This is a genomic window from Streptomyces sp. NPDC054813 (genome assembly GCF_053611365.1).
Window position 1 is genome coordinate 1 of record NZ_JBSHAF010000004.1, and the last position, 15,965, is coordinate 15,965.

13 protein-coding genes and 1 pseudogene are annotated in these 15,965 nt (G+C 71.0%); 6 read left to right on the top strand and 8 right to left on the bottom strand.

Features of this window, described 5'->3' with window-relative positions; all coding sequences use genetic code 11:
- Window positions 1-277 precede the first annotated feature (277 nt).
- On the bottom strand, window positions 278-1,507 hold the full coding sequence (locus ACWGJB_RS08615) for a CaiB/BaiF CoA transferase family protein (RefSeq protein ID WP_453379475.1): 1,230 nt from the start codon (window positions 1,505-1,507) through the stop codon (window positions 278-280).
- A gap of 5 nt (window positions 1,508-1,512) precedes the next feature.
- Window positions 1,513-2,739 carry an acyl-CoA dehydrogenase family protein gene (locus ACWGJB_RS08620; RefSeq protein ID WP_453379476.1) on the bottom strand — a complete coding sequence of 409 codons (1,227 nt, stop codon included), beginning with the start codon at window positions 2,737-2,739 and terminating at the stop codon, window positions 1,513-1,515.
- Window positions 2,740-3,071: 332 nt separating this feature from the next.
- Here ACWGJB_RS08620 and ACWGJB_RS08625 point away from each other — a divergent pair, with 332 nt between their 5' ends.
- Window positions 3,072-3,830: an intradiol ring-cleavage dioxygenase gene (locus ACWGJB_RS08625; protein ID WP_453379477.1), complete on the top strand. Its 759-nt coding sequence runs from the start codon at window positions 3,072-3,074 to the stop codon at window positions 3,828-3,830.
- A gap of 3 nt (window positions 3,831-3,833) precedes the next feature.
- Here the strand turns inward: ACWGJB_RS08625 and ACWGJB_RS08630 are convergent.
- Window positions 3,834-4,241 (bottom strand): annotated as a pseudogene (locus tag ACWGJB_RS08630) (ATP-binding protein); the annotation flags it as partial.
- 4 nt (window positions 4,242-4,245) lie between these two features.
- Between ACWGJB_RS08630 and ACWGJB_RS08635 the strand changes: the two are divergent.
- A complete protein-coding gene (locus ACWGJB_RS08635) occupies window positions 4,246-5,076 on the top strand; it encodes a helix-turn-helix domain-containing protein (protein WP_453379478.1) in 831 nt (276 codons plus the stop codon).
- Window positions 5,073-5,315, top strand: a complete 243-nt coding sequence (locus ACWGJB_RS08640; RefSeq protein WP_453379479.1) for a DUF397 domain-containing protein — start codon at window positions 5,073-5,075, stop codon at window positions 5,313-5,315. Before ACWGJB_RS08635 ends, ACWGJB_RS08640 begins: the two co-directional genes overlap by 4 nt.
- 5 nt (window positions 5,316-5,320) lie before the next feature.
- Here ACWGJB_RS08640 and ACWGJB_RS08645 read toward each other — a convergent pair whose 3' ends face one another.
- Window positions 5,321-6,220, bottom strand: coding sequence for an aminoglycoside phosphotransferase family protein (locus ACWGJB_RS08645; protein WP_453379480.1), 900 nt, complete (start codon window positions 6,218-6,220; stop codon window positions 5,321-5,323).
- A 104-nt stretch (window positions 6,221-6,324) separates the two neighbouring features.
- Between ACWGJB_RS08645 and ACWGJB_RS08650 the strand changes: the two genes are divergently transcribed.
- Entirely contained in the window at window positions 6,325-7,308 is a 984-nt protein-coding gene (locus ACWGJB_RS08650) for a GlxA family transcriptional regulator (RefSeq protein WP_453379481.1), read from the top strand.
- A 60-nt stretch (window positions 7,309-7,368) separates the two neighbouring features.
- Here ACWGJB_RS08650 and ACWGJB_RS08655 read toward each other — a convergent pair whose 3' ends face one another.
- Window positions 7,369-8,811, bottom strand: a complete 1,443-nt coding sequence (locus ACWGJB_RS08655) for a carboxylesterase/lipase family protein (RefSeq protein WP_453379482.1) — start codon at window positions 8,809-8,811, stop codon at window positions 7,369-7,371.
- A gap of 112 nt (window positions 8,812-8,923) precedes the next feature.
- Here ACWGJB_RS08655 and ACWGJB_RS08660 point away from each other — a divergent pair, with 112 nt between their 5' ends.
- Complete coding sequence (locus ACWGJB_RS08660) at window positions 8,924-9,901, top strand: Lrp/AsnC family transcriptional regulator (protein WP_453379483.1); 978 nt, start codon at window positions 8,924-8,926, stop codon at window positions 9,899-9,901.
- A 9-nt stretch (window positions 9,902-9,910) separates the two neighbouring features.
- On the opposite strand, the gene ACWGJB_RS08665 is transcribed toward ACWGJB_RS08660, so the two are convergent.
- Both ACWGJB_RS08665 and ACWGJB_RS08670 read right to left on the bottom strand, forming a co-directional pair.
- Window positions 9,911-10,570, bottom strand: coding sequence for a DUF4360 domain-containing protein (locus ACWGJB_RS08665; RefSeq protein ID WP_360487158.1), 660 nt, complete (start codon window positions 10,568-10,570; stop codon window positions 9,911-9,913).
- A gap of 226 nt (window positions 10,571-10,796) precedes the next feature.
- Window positions 10,797-11,255, bottom strand: coding sequence for an RrF2 family transcriptional regulator (locus tag ACWGJB_RS08670; protein ID WP_382526754.1), 459 nt, complete (start codon window positions 11,253-11,255; stop codon window positions 10,797-10,799).
- A gap of 73 nt (window positions 11,256-11,328) precedes the next feature.
- Between ACWGJB_RS08670 and ACWGJB_RS08675 the strand changes: the two genes are divergently transcribed.
- On the top strand, window positions 11,329-14,367 hold the full coding sequence (locus tag ACWGJB_RS08675) for a beta-galactosidase (protein WP_453379484.1): 3,039 nt from the start codon (window positions 11,329-11,331) through the stop codon (window positions 14,365-14,367).
- A 64-nt stretch (window positions 14,368-14,431) separates the two neighbouring features.
- Here the strand turns inward: ACWGJB_RS08675 and arfA are convergent, their stop codons facing one another.
- Entirely contained in the window at window positions 14,432-15,943 is a 1,512-nt protein-coding gene (gene arfA / locus ACWGJB_RS08680) for an arabinosylfuranosidase ArfA (protein WP_453379485.1), read from the bottom strand.
- Window positions 15,944-15,965: the final 22 nt, after the last annotated feature.

A 15,965-nucleotide genomic window follows, 5' to 3' on the forward strand; every position in this document is an offset into this window, starting at 1 on the left:
CTCCTTCGGCGTGGCCTTCGTCAGCGGCAGCAGACGGGAGCCGAGTCCGGCGGCGGGGATCACGGCCCTGCGGATCGTCGGTGGCATCAGGTCTCTCTCGGTCGGGGCGGCACGGGATACGCCGACGCTACCAACGGCCCCTGTCCCACTCGGCAAACGCCGACCGGCCGGACGCCTTCGTCCAGGCGACTTCAAGGCGAAGTCGAGACGAAGGCCGAGATGAGGGATACGGACGTCCCGGCCCGCCGACTCCTCCGACGAGGCCGTGCTCACCCGGCTACTCCGTTTCCCTGTCCGTGGCGTCGGGGACCGCTCCCCGGGCACGCAGTTCGGCGATCTCGGCGGGGCCGAATCCCAGCTCGGCGAGGATCTCGTCGTTGTGCTCGCCCAGGTCCGGCGCCCGTCTCGCCGGCGCCTTCGGCACCCCGCGGAGGTTGACCGGGCTGTTGACGGTCTCCGCCAGCCCGCTGACGCCCTCCAGCGGGACGACGATGTCGTTCTCGCGCAGCTGCGGGTCCCGAGCGGCCTCTTCCGGCGTCTGGATGAGGCTGTAGGTGATGCGTTCCCGGTCCAGCGCGTCCTTCCAGTGGGCGAAGGGCCGCGAGCGGAACGCGGTGTCGAGCAGCTCGGCCAGCGCGGAGGCGTGCCGGACCAGACCCTCCAGGTCGGCGAACCGGGGATCCTCCAGCAGTTCGGGGTGTCCGACGGCGCGTGCCAGTCCCTGCCAGCGCGCGGGTGAGGCGACCAGCATGAGCCACTCGCCGTCCGCGGTCCGGTAGGGGTTGTTCAGCGGGTTGGCCGGCGCCTTCCGGTCGTGCAGCTCGAAGGGTGTGCCGTCGGCGAGGGCGCCGGCCACCAGGGTTCCGGTGGCCCAGACGCCGGTGGCGAGCAGTGACGTCCCGACGTTGGCCCCCTGTCCGGTCCGCTCGCGGTGGTAGAGGGCGGTCGTGATCGCCGCGTAGATGGCGATGGCCGTCGTGTAGTCGCCGCTGCCCCAGACCGGGACGGTCGGCGGGGCGCCCGCGTCACGGGTGGAGGCCAGCAGGCCGCTGCGCGACCAGAAGGCGGTCAGGTCGAAGCCCGGCTGCCGGGCGTCGGGACCGGTGTCCCCGAAGCCGGTGAGGTCGGCGTAGACGACCCTCGGGTTCCAGCCCGCGACCTCCTCGTAGCCGAGGTGCAGCTTCTCGCGCGTGCCGTGCGGGAAGTTGGTGATCACCACGTCGGCCCACTCGACGAGCCGCTTGAGGACCTCGACGGCCGCCGGCGACTTCAGGTCCAGCACCATGCCCCGTTTGTTGCGGTTGGCGAGGTGCCAGCTGTAGTTCGCCCGCGCCTGCGGACTGGGCGGCACGGAACTCAGCCGCCGCTGAGGGTCGCCCGCGCCCGGCGGCTCGATCTTGATGACGTCCGCTCCGAAGTCGGAGAGCACGGTGGCCGCGGCCGGTGCCGCGATGAACGAGGCCGCGTCGATGACCTTCAGGCCGGTGAAGACCGATTCGGTGGTCATCGTCATCACTTCACGAAGGCGCTCAGGCCGCCGGTGACGGCGCGTCCCACGATCAGGGTCTGGATCTCCCGCGTGCCCTCGTACGAGTAGAGGGCCTCGGCGTCGGCGACGAAGCGGCCGACCTTGTAGTCCAGGACGATGCCGTTGCCGGCCAGCAGCTCCCGGGCCCACCCGACGCTCTCCCGCATCCGTACGGTGCAGTACGCCTTCGCCAGGGCGGAGTGCTCGTCCTTGAAGATCCCGGCGTCCTGCAACTGGGCGAGGCGCACCACCATCCCGCACGAGGCGGTGGCGTTGCCGAGCATCTTCACCAGCAGATCCTGGACGAGCTGGAAGCCGCCGATCGGGCGCCCGAACTGCTCGCGTTCCTTCGCGTACTGCAACGCGATCTCGTAGGCGCCGAACATCGTCCCCACGGCCTGCCAGGCCACCCCGCTGCGTGTCTGGCGCAGGATGCCGGCGGTGTCCTTGAACGAGTTCGCGTTCTGCAGCCGGTTGGCCTCCGGGACGCGGCAGCCCTCCAGCACGATGTCGGCGTTCTGCACGATCCGCAGCGCCATCTTGTTCTCGATCTTGGTCGCCGTGAACCCGGGGGTGTCCTTCTCCACGACGAAGCCCAGTACGTGGTTCGTCTCGGTGTCCCGCGCCCAGATGACGACCAGGTCGGCGAAGGTCGCGTTGCCGATCCACCGCTTGGCCCCGTCGAGGATCCAGCCGTCGCCGTCGCGGCGCGCGGTCGTCCGCAGGCCGCCGGCCACGTCGGAACCGCCGTGCGGCTCGGTCAGCCCGAAGGCTCCGATCTTCTCGAAGCGGCTCATCGCCGGCAGCCACCGCTGCTTCTGCTCCTCGGAGCCGCAGGCGAGGATCGAGCCCATGGCCAGCCCCGTGTGCACGCCGGAGAAGGTCGCCAGGGACGCGTCTGCATGCGCGAATTCCAGCGCCAGGAATCCCGAGAGGAGATTGCTCGGCTTGGATTCCGCGGAGGCCGGGTCCGCCCAGTCCACCAGCCCGAGACCACCGAATCCCGCGACCAGTTGGAAGGGGAACTCGGCCCGGGCCCAGTAGTCGTCGACGAGGGGAGCGGCCTGCGTGTCGAGGAATTCACGGACGCGCTCGATCTTCTCCCGCTCGCTGTCCGTCAGCAGTTCCTCGAAGGAATAGAAATCGGCGGGCAGCAGCCCTTTGCCCAGGTAGGGACCGGACGGCGTCGGCAGAAGCGGGTTGGCAGCCATGGAATATCTTCCTCTAACACTGCGGGACATTGCGTCGGCTTCGGAGCCCCTCGGCACCCGGCACTCTCCGTGCGGTGTCTCGGCCCTCTGGTGCGATTAGAACCGGATTCCGCGCCGATTCCGACGAGCCCTCGCCGTTCAGGGGGTGCCCTCGTCTCGGTGAACTACACCAATGGCCCTCTTCGTGCGCGGTACCGTGAGTTCCGCGGTGCCGGACAGCGATCGCCGGACAGCGATCGCCCATTCGGCTGTCTCAACTCAGGACTTGACGGCTGTTCACTTTGCCGAACTGACAGCTTTCCGACAGCAACCGTTCCTAAGGTGCCGTGTCCATGACAGACACCTCAGATGCCGCCCGCTCGGTCGGGCGCCGTACCGTACTCGTCGCCACCGGGACGACCGCCGCTGCCCTGGCCGTAGGCGCAGCGCTCTCGACCGAGGCCCCCGCGGCAGCCGCCGCCCCCGCCCTCAAGCCGGCCGCCGCCGCGGCGGTCTGCACGCTCACGGAGGAGATGACCGAAGGCCCCTACTACCTCGACGGGGCGCTGGTCCGCACCGACATCACCGAGGGCAAGCCCGGCATCACGTTCAAGCTCGCGCTCACCGTCGTCAACTCCGCCTGCACCGTCATCCCCAACGCCCTGGTGGAGGTCTGGCACACCGACGCGCTCGGCGAGTACTCCGGCTACGTCGGCAACAACGGCCACAACGAGGCCGACGACGGCACCTTCCTGCGCGGCGGCGTGCTCACCAACTCCAGCGGCGTCGCCAACATCACCACCATCTACCCGGGCTGGTACCGGGGCCGCTGCATCCACATCCACGTGAAGGTCCACACGGGCGTCACCCTGACCTCCGACGGCTCCTTCACCGGCGGTACGACCGTGCACACGGGCCAGCTCTTCATCAACGAGACCATCACCACGGCCGTCGCCAAGGTCTCGCCCTACTCGACCAACACGACCACCCGCACCACCCTCGCCCAGGACTCCATCTACGACGACGGCGGCGCCTCCTCCGGCCTGATGACCGTCACCGGCTCCACCACCGCCGGCTACACCGGCACCCTCACCCTCGGCGTCACCGGCTGACCCTCAGGGTCTGCGCCGAAAAGGCAGGTCCACCTCGGCCCGTACGGTCTTGCCCGGTGCGTCGGCGCAGTCCCTGCTCAGTACCTCCCACCGGTCGGCCAGCGCGTCCACCAGCACGAGCCCGCGCCCGCCGTCGTCCAGCGGCCCAGCCGGCCGTACGACGCCGGGTGCGGGCGGACGCCGTTCGGCCAGGGTGTCCGTGACCTCGACCCGCACGCTCCCCGTCACCAGCGACACCCGCAGCTCGAAGTCCCGCCCCGGCACCCGCCCGTGCGTCACGGCGTTGGCCGCGAGCTCCGCGACGATCACGCCGACCTTGTCGATCACCTCCGCCGACGCGAACGGTCCACCCCACGCGTGGAGTTGAGCGACGGCGAGATGGCGGGCGAGGCGGGCACCGCGCGAGGTGGCCTACATGGGCGATGGGGTGGAACCGGAGTCGTCGGACAGTCTGCGGACCTTCGGAGCGGTGCTCCAGGCGTTGCGCGAGCACGCGGGGTTGAGCAGGGAGGAGTTCGCGGAACGGGTGCGGTTCTCGAAACACACGGTGGCATCGGTGGAGTTGGGGAGGTGGATGCCGGACGAGTCGTTGGTGGAGGCGTCGGAGGGGGTGCTGGGGAACACGGGGGCACTGCGGCGGGCGGCAGGACATGTGGCTCGGCAGCCGGGGCTGGCGGCGTGGTTCCGGCAGTGGGCTCGGATGGAGGCGACGGCGATCAACCTCTACACCTACGAATGCCGAGTCCTACCGGGTCTCTTGCAGACGGAGCAGTACACGCGGGCGGTGTCATTGAGCGTGCCGCCGATTCCCAACGACGAGGAACTGGAAGACCGGGTGGCCGCGCGCATCGCCCGGCAGGAACTGCTGTCCACCCGCCGGGAGCGGCCATGCGCGTTCAGCTTCATCGTCGAACAGGCCCTGCTGGAGCGGCGAACGGGCGGCGACGACGTGACGCGAGAGCTGCTCGACCATCTGCTGGCGATGGTCGACCGCCACCGGAACGTAGAAGTCCAGATCATGCCCCTGCAGCAGCCCGTACACGCCGGCCTGGATGGCCCGTTGCAGCTGCTTGAGACCCCCGAGAATCAGTGGTTCGCTTACTCGGAAGGCCAGAAGAACGGCCGCCTCATCGCCGATCCAAAAGAGATCAGCGTCCTCCACCAGCGGTATGGAAAACTGCGCTCGCAGGCCCTCAGCCTCCGGGACTCCAGGGCCCTGTTGGAGCAGATGCGAGGAGCGCTATGAGCACGTCCGAACTGACCTGGTTCAAAAGCAGCTACAGCAGCGGCAGCGAGGGCGACTGCGTCGAGGTCGCCCTCCACTGGCACAAGTCGAGCTACAGCAGCGGCGGCGACGGTGACTGCGTCGAAGTAGCCACCTGCCCCACCACCATCCACATCCGCGACTCGAAGCACCGCCAGGGCCCCGCGCTCGCCCTCTCCCCCGCCGCCTGGGCCGGCTTCCTCGCGTACGCGGGGAAGTGACCGGGTCAGCCTTCGTCCAGTACCGCCCGGATCACGTGCCGGGCGTTGTGGGCCATCGCGGGGTTGGTGTGCCGGTAGTACGGCAGTGCGATCAGTGCCTGGGAGAGGGTGCGGGCCCGGCCGCTGATCCAGGTCGGTTCGTCCACGGCCAGTGCCTCGCGGAACGCCTTCCGGCCCTCGGGCGGCAGCAGGTTCCACGCCGGGAACAGGTCGCAGGCCGGGTCGCCCACCCCCGCGCACCCGAAGTCGATGACGGAGACCAGCCTGCCGCCGTCGACCAGCAGGTTGCCCGGCATCAGGTCGGCGTGCAGCCATACCGGCGGCCCGTCGCCGTCCGGGGCCCGCAGCGCCTCCTCCCACACGGCGGCCACGGCGTCGCAGTCGATGTCCTCCTGTGGGATCCCGCGCAGTTCCCCGATCGCCGCCCGGGTCTCCGCGTCCAGTGAGGAGAGCGGCCCGCCCCGGTGGGCCCGCGGCGCGTCCGGCAGGGTGATGCTCCGCATCGCCGTCACGAACGCGGCCAGATCCTCGGCGAGCAGCACGGGCTCGGCCAGGGCGCCCGGTTCGGGAAGCTCCCCCGGCAGCCACCGGTACACCGACCACGGCCACGGATACCCGTGGGCCGGTTCCCCGGCGCCGAGCACCTCGGGGATGCGAACGGGCAGGTGGGGTGCGAGACGGGGCAGCCACTCCCGCTCCCTCGACACGTCCTCGGCCCCGCCCTCGACCAGCGGGAGCCGCACGACCATGTCGTCTCCGAGCCGGTACATGGCGTTGACGGTGCCGCCGGACGGCCACCGCCGCACCGCCGACCCCGCCCACCGCGGGAACTGCCCGGCGATCAACCGTCGTACAAGGCCGTCGTCGATGGGGTGCATACCGGGATGCAGGTGCCCTGTACTCATGCGCGTCATCGGATCACCGGGCGCCGACGGGCGTCAAACGTCTTTCCGGTCTCCGGGGCGTGACGCTCGGTGGCCATATCGGCGGCCGGCGATAGAATCGTGCCATGTCCGACCTCGACTTCCTTCCCACCCGCCCCCACCGGGTCGTCGTGCTCGCCCTCGACGGGGTCTACCCCTTCGAGCTGGGGATCCCGAACCGGGTCTTCCCTTGTGTCCCGGGCGCCTACGAGGTGCTGACCTGCGCGGCGACGGACGACCGTACGGTGGCGACCAACGCCGACTTCACGGTCACCCTCGGGCACGGGCCCGAGGTACTGGAGAGCGCGGACACCGTGGTCGTACCGCCGTACGACATGACGCGGATCACGGACGAGGTGCCCGCGCCGGTGGCCGCCGCGCTCGCGCGGATCCGGCCCGGTGCCCGGATCGTCTCCATCTGCACGGGGGCGTTCACGCTCGCGGCGGCCGGGCTGCTGGACGGGCGGCCCGCGACGACGCACTGGGCGCTGGCACCCCGGTTCCGCCGGATGTTCCCGCAGGTCGCCCTGGATCCGGATGTGCTGTTCATCGACGACGGTGACGTGCTGACCTCCGCGGGCGCCGCCTCCGGTGTCGACGTCTGCCTGCACATCGTCCGTTCCGACCACGGCAGCGCGGTCGCCAACAGCGTGGCCCGGCAGTGTGTCGTACCGCCGTGGCGGGACGGCGGCCAGGCGCAGTACATCGAGCAGCCGGTGCCCGACGAGAGCGCCACCGGGACCGCCGGCACCCGGGCGTGGGCCCTGGAGAACCTGGAACGGCCACTGGCCCTGCGGGAGTTGGCGGAGCATGCCCGGATGAGCCAGCGCACCTTCGCGCGCCGCTTCCTGGACGAGACCGGGGTCAGCCCCGGCCGCTGGCTGATCCAGCAGCGGGTGCACCGGGCCCGCCACCTGCTGGAGACCAGCGACCTGGCGATCGACCGCATCGCCGCGGAGGTCGGCTTCGCCACCGGTACGTCCCTGCGGCAGCACCTGCACGCGGCGATCGGGGTGTCCCCGCAGACGTACCGGAACACGTTCCGGGCGACGGCGGCGGCCCGGGGCTGAACCGGGCCGCTCCGGCCCTCGCACAGCGCCGGGGCGGGGCCGACCAGCCGGAGCGGCCTCTCAGCCGAAGTGGCGGATGCGGGCCGGGGTCGCGGGTGCGTAGGGGAGCCAGTCGTGCACCGATCCGGTGCGGACGAACTCGGCGACCGCGGTGGCGAACTCGTGTCCCAGGGCGCGCTGGGCGTCTCCGACCCTGCCGAGCATCGGGCTGTCCGGGTAGGCGTCGAAGGTGTTGAAGAGGAAGGGCAGTTCGGCGCAGTGGGCGGCGCCGAGGGAGTGCGGGTCCTCGGCCGGGCGGTGGTCGAACCGGTAGACGTGGGTCGCGTTGCCGCCGGCCGCGTGGTGGTCGGCGATCTCCAGCGAGCCGTCGCGGAAGAGCGTGTCCGTGCCGATCGCGGTGAAGATCTGCGCGGGGGTGGCCTGCGGGAGCCGGGCGGCGTACGCGTCGTAGATCTCCCGGGCCCGGTCGCCGGCCTGGGCGGACAGGAGGTCCAGGAGACCGGTGGGGGTGAGGTGCTGGATGGCCGGGTCGAAGGCGAAGAAGGACGTCGCCTCGTCAGCGGTGGTGCCGATGAGCAGCGGCCTGCCCTCCAGGGCGCCGTCGGCGAGCGCCCGCTGCCAGGTGCGGGGCATGCCGGGGGCGCCGAGCACCGGGTACATCGGCGGGGCGGCGTTGCCGGGGCGGGCGAGCCGGGCCGCGAGCCGCCCGTAGGCGGACAGGAGCTGCTCGGCGGGCAGGGCGCGCAGCGCTTCCGCGTCCGCGGGGACGCCGAGCAGCCGCAGGTAGGCCTCGGCGTTCTCGGCCGCGTCCTCGGGGTCCTGCGGGGCCAGGCCGAAGGGGCCGCTCTGCAGCAGCACCCGGGTGACGAAGCCGGAGGTCTCCGGGTCGAATGCCAGGGACAGGGTGGAGTAGGCGCCGGCCGACTGGCCGCCGACCGTCACCTCGCGCGGGTCGCCGCCGAAGGAGGCGATGTTGTCCCGCACCCAGCGCAGCACGGCGGCCTGGTCCTGGGGGCCGAGGTTGGCGGCGCCGATCTCCGGCAGGTACAGGTAACCCAGTGGTCCCACCCGGTAGTTGGCGGTGACGACGACGATGTCGCCGAGGGCGGCGAGGCGGCCGCCGTCGTACCAGTCCCAGCCGCCGGAGCCGCTGGTGAAGCCGCCGCCGTGCCACCAGACCAGGACCTGGCGGGGCGTTCCGTCCGCCAGGGCCCGGCGCGGGGCGAAGACGTTGACGGTGAGGCTGCCGTCCTCGTCCCAGTCCGGCACCCGGTGCCCCATCACCTGCTCGAGGCGGGACGGGCCCTGCGGAACGGCCGGCCCGGCCTGCACCGCCTCCCGCACCCCCGTCCAGCCCGGGTGCGGCAGCGGCGCGGCGAACCGCAGCCCGCCGACGGGCGACGCGGCGTACGGGATGCCCCGGAAGGAGACCGTCCCGCCTTCCGCGATCCCCTGGACCCTGCCCTGCCCCGTGGCCACCACCGGGTTCTCGAAGTCCGCCATCGTGCTCACCTCTCTCGGTTCGGTCGCGATGTCTCTGATCCTCACCGGGAGCGTGGAAACGAGCCAGAAAGTGGGCTTTTGGTCGAGGATGCAGGCCATATGATCGATGAGTATGGAGAAAGTACGCCAACAGCTGGATGACACCGACAGCCGGATCGCCGCGGCGATGATGGCCTCCCCGCGTGCCTCGTGGCGTACCGTCGGCCGGGTCCTCGGCGTGTCCGAGCGGACCGTGGTCCGGCGGGCGGCGCCGCTCTACCACGACGGCACCCTGCGGGCGACGGCCGTCCGCAACCCCGTGTGCTTCCCCGACCTGGTCCCGCTGGCCCTGCGCATCCGGTGCAAGCCCAACCGGATCAGCGCCATCGCCGCCACCCTGGCCCGCCGCCCCGACACGATCTGGGTGGACGTCCTCGGCGGCGGCGACGAGATCTGCGCCGTGCTGTTCCTGGACAGCGCGGACGCCCGCAACAACCTGCTGCTGCGCGACCTCCCGGCCACCGCGGCGGTCCGGTCGTGGACCTCGCACGCGCTGCTGCGGGTCTTCCCGGCCGGCTTCGACTGGAGCGGCGGCCTGCTCTCCGAGGAGGAGCTGGCCAGTCTGCGCCCGGACCTGCCGGCGGCCTTCGGCAGGACCCCGCTCCAGCCCGTCGACCACCGGCTGATCGCCGGACTGGTCGAGGACGGGCGAGCCTCCTACACGGAGCTCGCCCGCCGCGCCGACACCTCCGCGCTGACCGTGCGCCGGCGCCTGGAGGCGCTGGCGCACGGCATGGCCGTACGGCTCGCGACCGAGGTCGACCTCGCCCGGCTGGGCATCCGTACCGAGGCGCTGTTGTGGATGACGGTGGCCCCCGGCGGCCTGGAGGAGACCGGCCGGCGGCTCAGCCGCCATCCACAGGTGCGGTTCGCCTCGGCGACCACCGGCTCGGCCAACCTGCTGGTGGCGGTCGCCGCGGCCGACCTCGACGCGCTGTACGTCTTCCTGAGCGAGACCGTCGGCGCCCTGGAACACGTCACGACGATCGAGGTCACGCCCATCCTGACGGGGGTCAAGCGGACCGGGCTGGTCCGCCCCGGGAGCCTGTGACCGGCCCGGCTACTTGGCGGGGCACTCCTTCCAGGCCAGGTGGTAGACGGTGCTGATCTCACCGTCGGTGGAGTCCATGGTCATGAAGCTGACCTTGCCGGGGTTCGCGCTCCCGGCGGTCACCCGCAGCTCCGTGTTGATGTTGAAGTTGCGCTGGACCCCGCAGGGCGCCCAGACCAGCTGGGCCCAGTCGGTGGTGTCGGTGGCCTGCCAGTTGTCGTCGTACGGGCCCCGGAAGGGGTGGTTCGCGGAGGCCGTGTTGGACGAGCCCTGGAAGTAGTACGAGGCGCGCTGGGTGCCGGTGGCGCCCTGCTGGAGGGAGGCGAAGCCGCGGTAGTCGGCGCTGGCGATGGCGTAGGTGAAACCGCCCGGCACGTGAACGACCAGGTTGAGCTGGCAGTTGCGCCGGAAGGCGGTGGGGTCGGAGTTGCCGCCGGCCTGGGCGAGGTAGTCGCTGTAGGTGACGGTGAAGGCCTCGTTGTCCTCGGAGACGGCGACGGCGGTGGTGCCCTGCGGGCAGCCGGAGCCGTTCACCGTGGCGACGTTGATCACGATCTTGTCCGGCGGCGGGTCGTCGAAGACGGGCGACGACGAGGCCTTGGCCTGGGCGGGCAACCCGGCGGTGAGCAGCGCGGCGAGCGCTCCGCCGAGCAGGAGTCCATGCCTCATGGGTTTCATGGTTTCTCCGGTTCGGTGATCGAGTGGGGGGTGACACCCTCGGTCCAGGACCCTCACGCCCCTCAAGGTTCGATGTGGTTCACCTTTGAAGAACCTGTGAGCTTCCTGTGAAGAACGAGGCGCTCGCATCGTAGGAACCCCCGCACCGAGCGGTCAGGGCGAACTCCGGCCATTCACAACGGCGGATTTCACAGCCCCGTCAACCCTCGCCTCACCCCTACGGGTTCTCCCAGGCCGCGGGTTCCGCGGCCAGCGCCCGGACCGGCTCCGGGAGGGCGTCCGCCGCGATGTCCGCCACGGTGACGCCTTCGAGGATCCGGCGGACGTTCGCGCGCAGCGCGATCCACAGGGGCAGCAGCGGCTGGGCGGTGCCGGTGTAGGCCAGACCCGTGGGGCGCTCGCCGCGTACCGACACGATCGGGCCGTCCACCGCCCGGATGAGGTCCGCCACCGTGATCGCGGACGCGTCCCGGGCCAGCCGGTAGCCGCCGCCCCCGCCACGCCGGCTGTCGACGATCCCGGCACGCCGGAGGTCACCCAGAATGCCCTCCAGGAATTTGTGCGGGATCTCCTGCGCCCCGGCGATCTCCTCGGCCTTCACCGGGCCGTCGTCCTGCCGTACGGCGAGCTCCAGGACCGCCCGTACCGCGTAATCCGCTCGTGCCGAGATCCTCATGTGTCCATTGTGGGGCGTACTCCCGTGGACAATGGCCGCACCCGCGCCCCGTAAGATCGCCCGGGAGGATCCCTTGGCGCTCAGCAGACGTACCTTCAGTGCCCTCGCCGGCTCGGCCGCGCTCGGCTTCGCCCTGGGCGGCAGCGGCGGCCCCGGGGCACCCGCGGCATACGCGGCACGCACGGTGCCGACCGGCCCGCCCCCCGCCCCGCCGCGCGCCGACGGGCGGCGGCACGCGATCGGCTACGACCAGTACTCCCTGGTCGTCGACGGCCGGCGGCTGGTGGTGTGGTCCGGTGAACTGCATCCCTTCCGGCTCCCGAGCCCGTCCCTGTGGCGGGACGTGCTGGAGAAGATGCGGGCGCACGGCTACAACACCGTCAGCATCTACGTGGCGTGGAACTACCACTCCCCCGCGCCCGACACGTTCGACTTCACCGGCGTCCGTGACCTGGACCTGTTCCTGCGCACGGCCGCCGAGACCGGGCTGTACGTCATCCTCCGCCCCGGCCCCTACATCAACGCCGAGGTCGACGCCGGCGGCTTCCCCGGCTGGCTGACCGCCACGCAGGGCTCGGCCCGCACCACCGACCCGACCTACCTCGGGCACGTCGACGCGTGGCTGACGGCCGTCAACCGCATCGTGCGCCGCCACCAGCACACGGACGGCGGGGGGACCGTCCTGCTCTACCAGATCGAGAACGAGTACGACGGCCACGTCGCCGACCCGGCCGGCCCCGCCTACATGTCCCACCTGTACAAGAAGGTGCGCGCGGACGGCATCGACGTCCCCCTCTTCCACAACGACAAGGGCCGCAACGGCTACTGGATCCCCGGCTCCTTCGACACCGGCGGCGAGACCGGGAAGTGGCTGTACGGCTTCGACGGCTACCCCGCCCCCACCCAGACGCCGCCGGACTGGGGCGACTTCGGGATCGGCGGCCTCAAGGGCGGCGCGACCGCCAGTCCCCGTACGCCCGGGTTCGTGCCGGAGTACGGAGGCGGCTGGTTCGATCCGTGGGGCGGGGTCGAGTTCGGCGGCAAGGGGTACACCGAGTCCCGGCGCACCCGGGACGCGGCCTACGAACGCCGCTTCTACCTCACCAACCTCGCCAACGGCATCACCCTGCACAACGTCTACATGACCTACGGCGGCACGAACTGGGGCTGGCTGCCCGCTCCGGTCGTCTACACGTCGTACGACTACGGGGCGGCCATCGACGAGGCCCGCAACGTCACCCCGAAGATCGCGCCGATGCACCAGCTCGGCCACCTCCTCCAGCGCGTCCCGGACTTCGCCAAGCTGGAGCGCGCGGCGGACGTCCACGCGGACGGGCTGAAGACGTACCACCTCACCAACCCGGACACCCAGGCGCATGTGTACGTGCTGCGCAACGACGGGGCGAGCGAGGTGACGTCCACCCTGAAGACCCACAAGCGGGACGGGGGTGACGACATCGAGGTCACCGTCCCGGCCAAGGACGCCCGGCTCATCACCACCGGGCTCTCCCTCGGCAAGCGGAAGCTGCGGTACGCCACCGCCCAGCCGATGGCCGTGTTCACCGCCGGCCGGCAGGACATCGCCCTGTTCACCGGCCGGTACGGCGAGATGGCGCACCTGGTGCTGGAGTGCCCGAGCGAGCCCTTCGTCCAGCGCCTGGACGCCGAGGCGGCCTGGGTGTACGACCAGGGCGTCCTGCACGTCACCGCGCCGCTCGGCCAGGGCGGGCTCACCCGGGTCCTGGTCCAGCGCGGCGAGAGCGACACCCCGCTGCTCCTGCTCTTCGCCGACGACGCGACCTCACTACGGCTGTTCCCGTACGACACCCCGTCCGGCACCCTGCTGGTCTACGGCCCGGCGCTGCTGCGGCACGCCAAGCTCGACGGATCGACCGTGCAGCTCACCGGGGACACGGTCGGGCCGAGCGGCGTGGAGGTATGGGGGCCGCGCGGGATCTCCTCGGTCACCTGGAACGGGCGGCCGGTACGGACCCGGGTGACCCTCTCGGAGAGCCTGGTCGCCACGTCGGACCTGGCCGGGGCGCCGAAGCCGGCGCTGCCGGTCCTCGCCGGCTGGCGCCGGAAGACCGAGAACCCCGAGTCGGCACCGGCCTTCGACGACTCGTCGTGGACGGTGGCCGGCAAGAAGACGTCGTTCAGTACGACGCCGGTCCCGGACGGTCAGCCGGTGCTGTTCGCCGACGACTACGGCTTCCACTACGGGGACGTCTGGTACCGGGGCCGGGTGGACGGCGACCTCGAGGACCTGGAGTCCCTCTCCCTCGCCTACAGCACGGGCACCCAGGGCATGCTGATGGCCTGGCTGGACGGGAAGCCGCTCGGTTCGCACCGGATGCCGGTGCCGGACACGAAGACGGTCCGGCAGGGCAGTTGGGCGGCCACGGCCGAGTTCTCCGTCGCCGGGCTGAAGAAGGAGTGGCAGAAGGAGTCGCAGGAGAAGTCGGAGAAGGGGTCGGAGAAGGAACAGCGCGAGCAGCGGCAGCATGTGCTGTCCGTGTTGGTGCGGCGGATGCAGCACGACATGGACGGCCGGTCCCTGGACACCCACAAGGTGGCCCGTGGCCTGACCGCCGTGACCTTCAAGGGGGCTTCTCCGAAGGTGAGTTGGCGGATCCAGGGCGAGACCGCGCCCGATCCGGTGCGGGGTCCGCTGAACAACGGCGGCCTCTACGGGGAGCGGCAGGGCTGGCATCTGCCCGGCTTCGCCGACGCCGGGTGGGAACCGGCCGAACTCCCGCGCGCGGACGAGGGTATGGGCGTCACCTGGTACCGCACCGGCTTCAAGCTGGCCGTGCCGGACGGGGTCGACGCGTCGGTGGGGCTGGTCCTTGAGGACGATCCGGCGCGGGCGTACCGGGCCCAGATCTTCCTGAACGGCTGGAACCTCGGGCAGTACATCAACGATGTGGGACCGCAGCACACGTTCGTGCTGCCGAACGGGATTCTGCGGACCAAGGGGGCCAATACGTTGGCGTTGGCCGTGCTTTCGGACGGGACGGGCGAGTTCGGGCCGGGGGTTGTGCGGCTGGAGTTGCTGGGGAGTGCGGCCGGAGGAGTGCGGGTTGTGGGGGTGGACTCCCCCGGCCGTTGAGTGCGGGTTGTGTGTGGTTGCTCGCGCAGTTCCCCGCGCCCCTAAAAGCAAGGGGCGCCGGCCCCTACGTCAGTCGGATCACGTTCCAGGACAAGGGCTCCAGAGTGGCCTTGAGCGTGCCGTCGTTCAGCGATGTGCCCTCGGCCGGGTGGGGGGTCACGCGCTCCGGCTCCTCCAACGTGTTGCGGGCGTCGGGGTCCTGGTCCGACAGGACGCTGTGTTCCGTCACCGACGTCAGGCCCAGCCCGCCAAGGGTTACTTCGAGCGGCAGCGCCTCCGTCCGGCTTCGGTTCACGGCGAAGACGGTGACCGTGCCGTCGTCGGCCCTGACCGCCGTCGCGTGCAGCAGGCTCGTCTCGCCGTACTTCTTCGTCTCGTACGTCGGTGAGTCGGCTCGCACGTCCAGGACCTGGCCCCGGCCGTACCGGGACGCCTGGGCGAACGGGAAGAACGTCGTCTGGCGCCAGGCCGGGCCGCCGGGCTCCGTCATGATCGGGGCGATGACGTTGACCAGCTGGGCCAGGCAGGCCACCGTGACGCGGTCGGCGTGGCGGAGCAGGGCGATGAGGAGGGAGCCGAAGACGACGGCGTCCGTGACGCTGTAGTTGTCCTCCAGGAGGCGGGGGGCCTCGGGCCAGTCCCGCGCGGCGGAGTTCTCGATCGCATGCCACTTCGAGGTGTACCAGACGTTCCACTCGTCGAAGGAGAGGTTGATCTTCTTCTTGGACTTCAGCCTGGCGCCCACGTGGTCACAGGTGGCGACCACGTTCTCGATGAAGGACTCCATGTCGACGGCGGAGGCCAGGAAGGAGTCGACGTCGCCGTCCTGGGGCTCGTAGTAGGCGTGCAGGGAGATGTAGTCGACCAGGTCGTATGTCTCCGCGAGGACCGTCGCCTCCCACTCGGCGAAGGTCGGCATGGACTGGCTGGAGGAACCGCAGGCGACCAGTTCCACGGACGGGTCCATCTGGCGCATGGCGCGGGCGGTCTCGGCGGCGATGCGGCCGTACTCCCCGGCGGTCTTGTGGCCGGTCTGCCAGGGGCCGTCCATCTCGTTGCCCAGACACCAGAGCTTGATACCGAAGGGGTCCTTGTCGCCGTGGGCGGCGCGGAGGTCCGACAGGGCGGTTCCGGAGGGCTGGTTGGCGTACTCCTGGAGTTCCAGGGCCTCCGCCACGCCGCGCGTGCCGAGGTTGATCGCCATCATGGGCTCGGCCTGCGGGCCCACCTTCTTCAGGAAGGCGATGTACTCGCCGAGTCCGAAGCGGTTGGTCTCCGTCGACCGCCAGGCGAGGTCGAGGCGGCGCGGGCGCTCCTCCACCGGGCCGACCGAGTCCTCCCACTTGTAACCGGAGACGAAGTTGCCACCGGGGTAGCGGAGGGTGGTGACGCCGAGTTCGCGGACCAGGTCGAGGACGTCCGTGCGGAGGCCTTCGGCATCGGCCGCGGGGTGGGACGGCTCGAAGATGCCGGTGTAGACGCAGCGGCCCAGGTGCTCGACGAAGGAGCCGAAGAGGCGGGGGTTGACTTCGCCGATGGTGAAGGCGGGGTCGAGGGTGAAGCGGGCGGTGCGCAATGTTCGCCTTTCGGGGTGGGTT

Excerpts from the sequence above, each read along its gene's own strand:
- ACWGJB_RS08650 (WP_453379481.1), top strand. The coding sequence starts at position 6,325 with ATGTCCGACCTCGACTTCCTTCCCACCCGCCCCCACCGGGTCGTCGTG.
- ACWGJB_RS08625 (WP_453379477.1), top strand. The coding sequence starts at position 3,072 with ATGACAGACACCTCAGATGCCGCCCGCTCGGTCGGGCGCCGTACCGTA.
- ACWGJB_RS08665 (WP_360487158.1), bottom strand. The coding sequence starts at position 10,570 with ATGAGGCATGGACTCCTGCTCGGCGGAGCGCTCGCCGCGCTGCTCACC.
- ACWGJB_RS08660 (WP_453379483.1), top strand. The coding sequence starts at position 8,924 with ATGGAGAAAGTACGCCAACAGCTGGATGACACCGACAGCCGGATCGCC.
- ACWGJB_RS08645 (WP_453379480.1), bottom strand. The coding sequence starts at position 6,220 with ATGAGTACAGGGCACCTGCATCCCGGTATGCACCCCATCGACGACGGC.
- ACWGJB_RS08615 (WP_453379475.1), bottom strand. The coding sequence starts at position 1,507 with ATGACCACCGAATCGGTCTTCACCGGCCTGAAGGTCATCGACGCGGCC.
- ACWGJB_RS08635 (WP_453379478.1), top strand. The coding sequence starts at position 4,246 with ATGGGCGATGGGGTGGAACCGGAGTCGTCGGACAGTCTGCGGACCTTC.
- ACWGJB_RS08670 (WP_382526754.1), bottom strand. The coding sequence starts at position 11,255 with ATGAGGATCTCGGCACGAGCGGATTACGCGGTACGGGCGGTCCTGGAG.
- ACWGJB_RS08655 (WP_453379482.1), bottom strand. The coding sequence starts at position 8,811 with ATGGCGGACTTCGAGAACCCGGTGGTGGCCACGGGGCAGGGCAGGGTC.
- ACWGJB_RS08640 (WP_453379479.1), top strand. The coding sequence starts at position 5,073 with ATGAGCACGTCCGAACTGACCTGGTTCAAAAGCAGCTACAGCAGCGGC.
- ACWGJB_RS08620 (WP_453379476.1), bottom strand. The coding sequence starts at position 2,739 with ATGGCTGCCAACCCGCTTCTGCCGACGCCGTCCGGTCCCTACCTGGGC.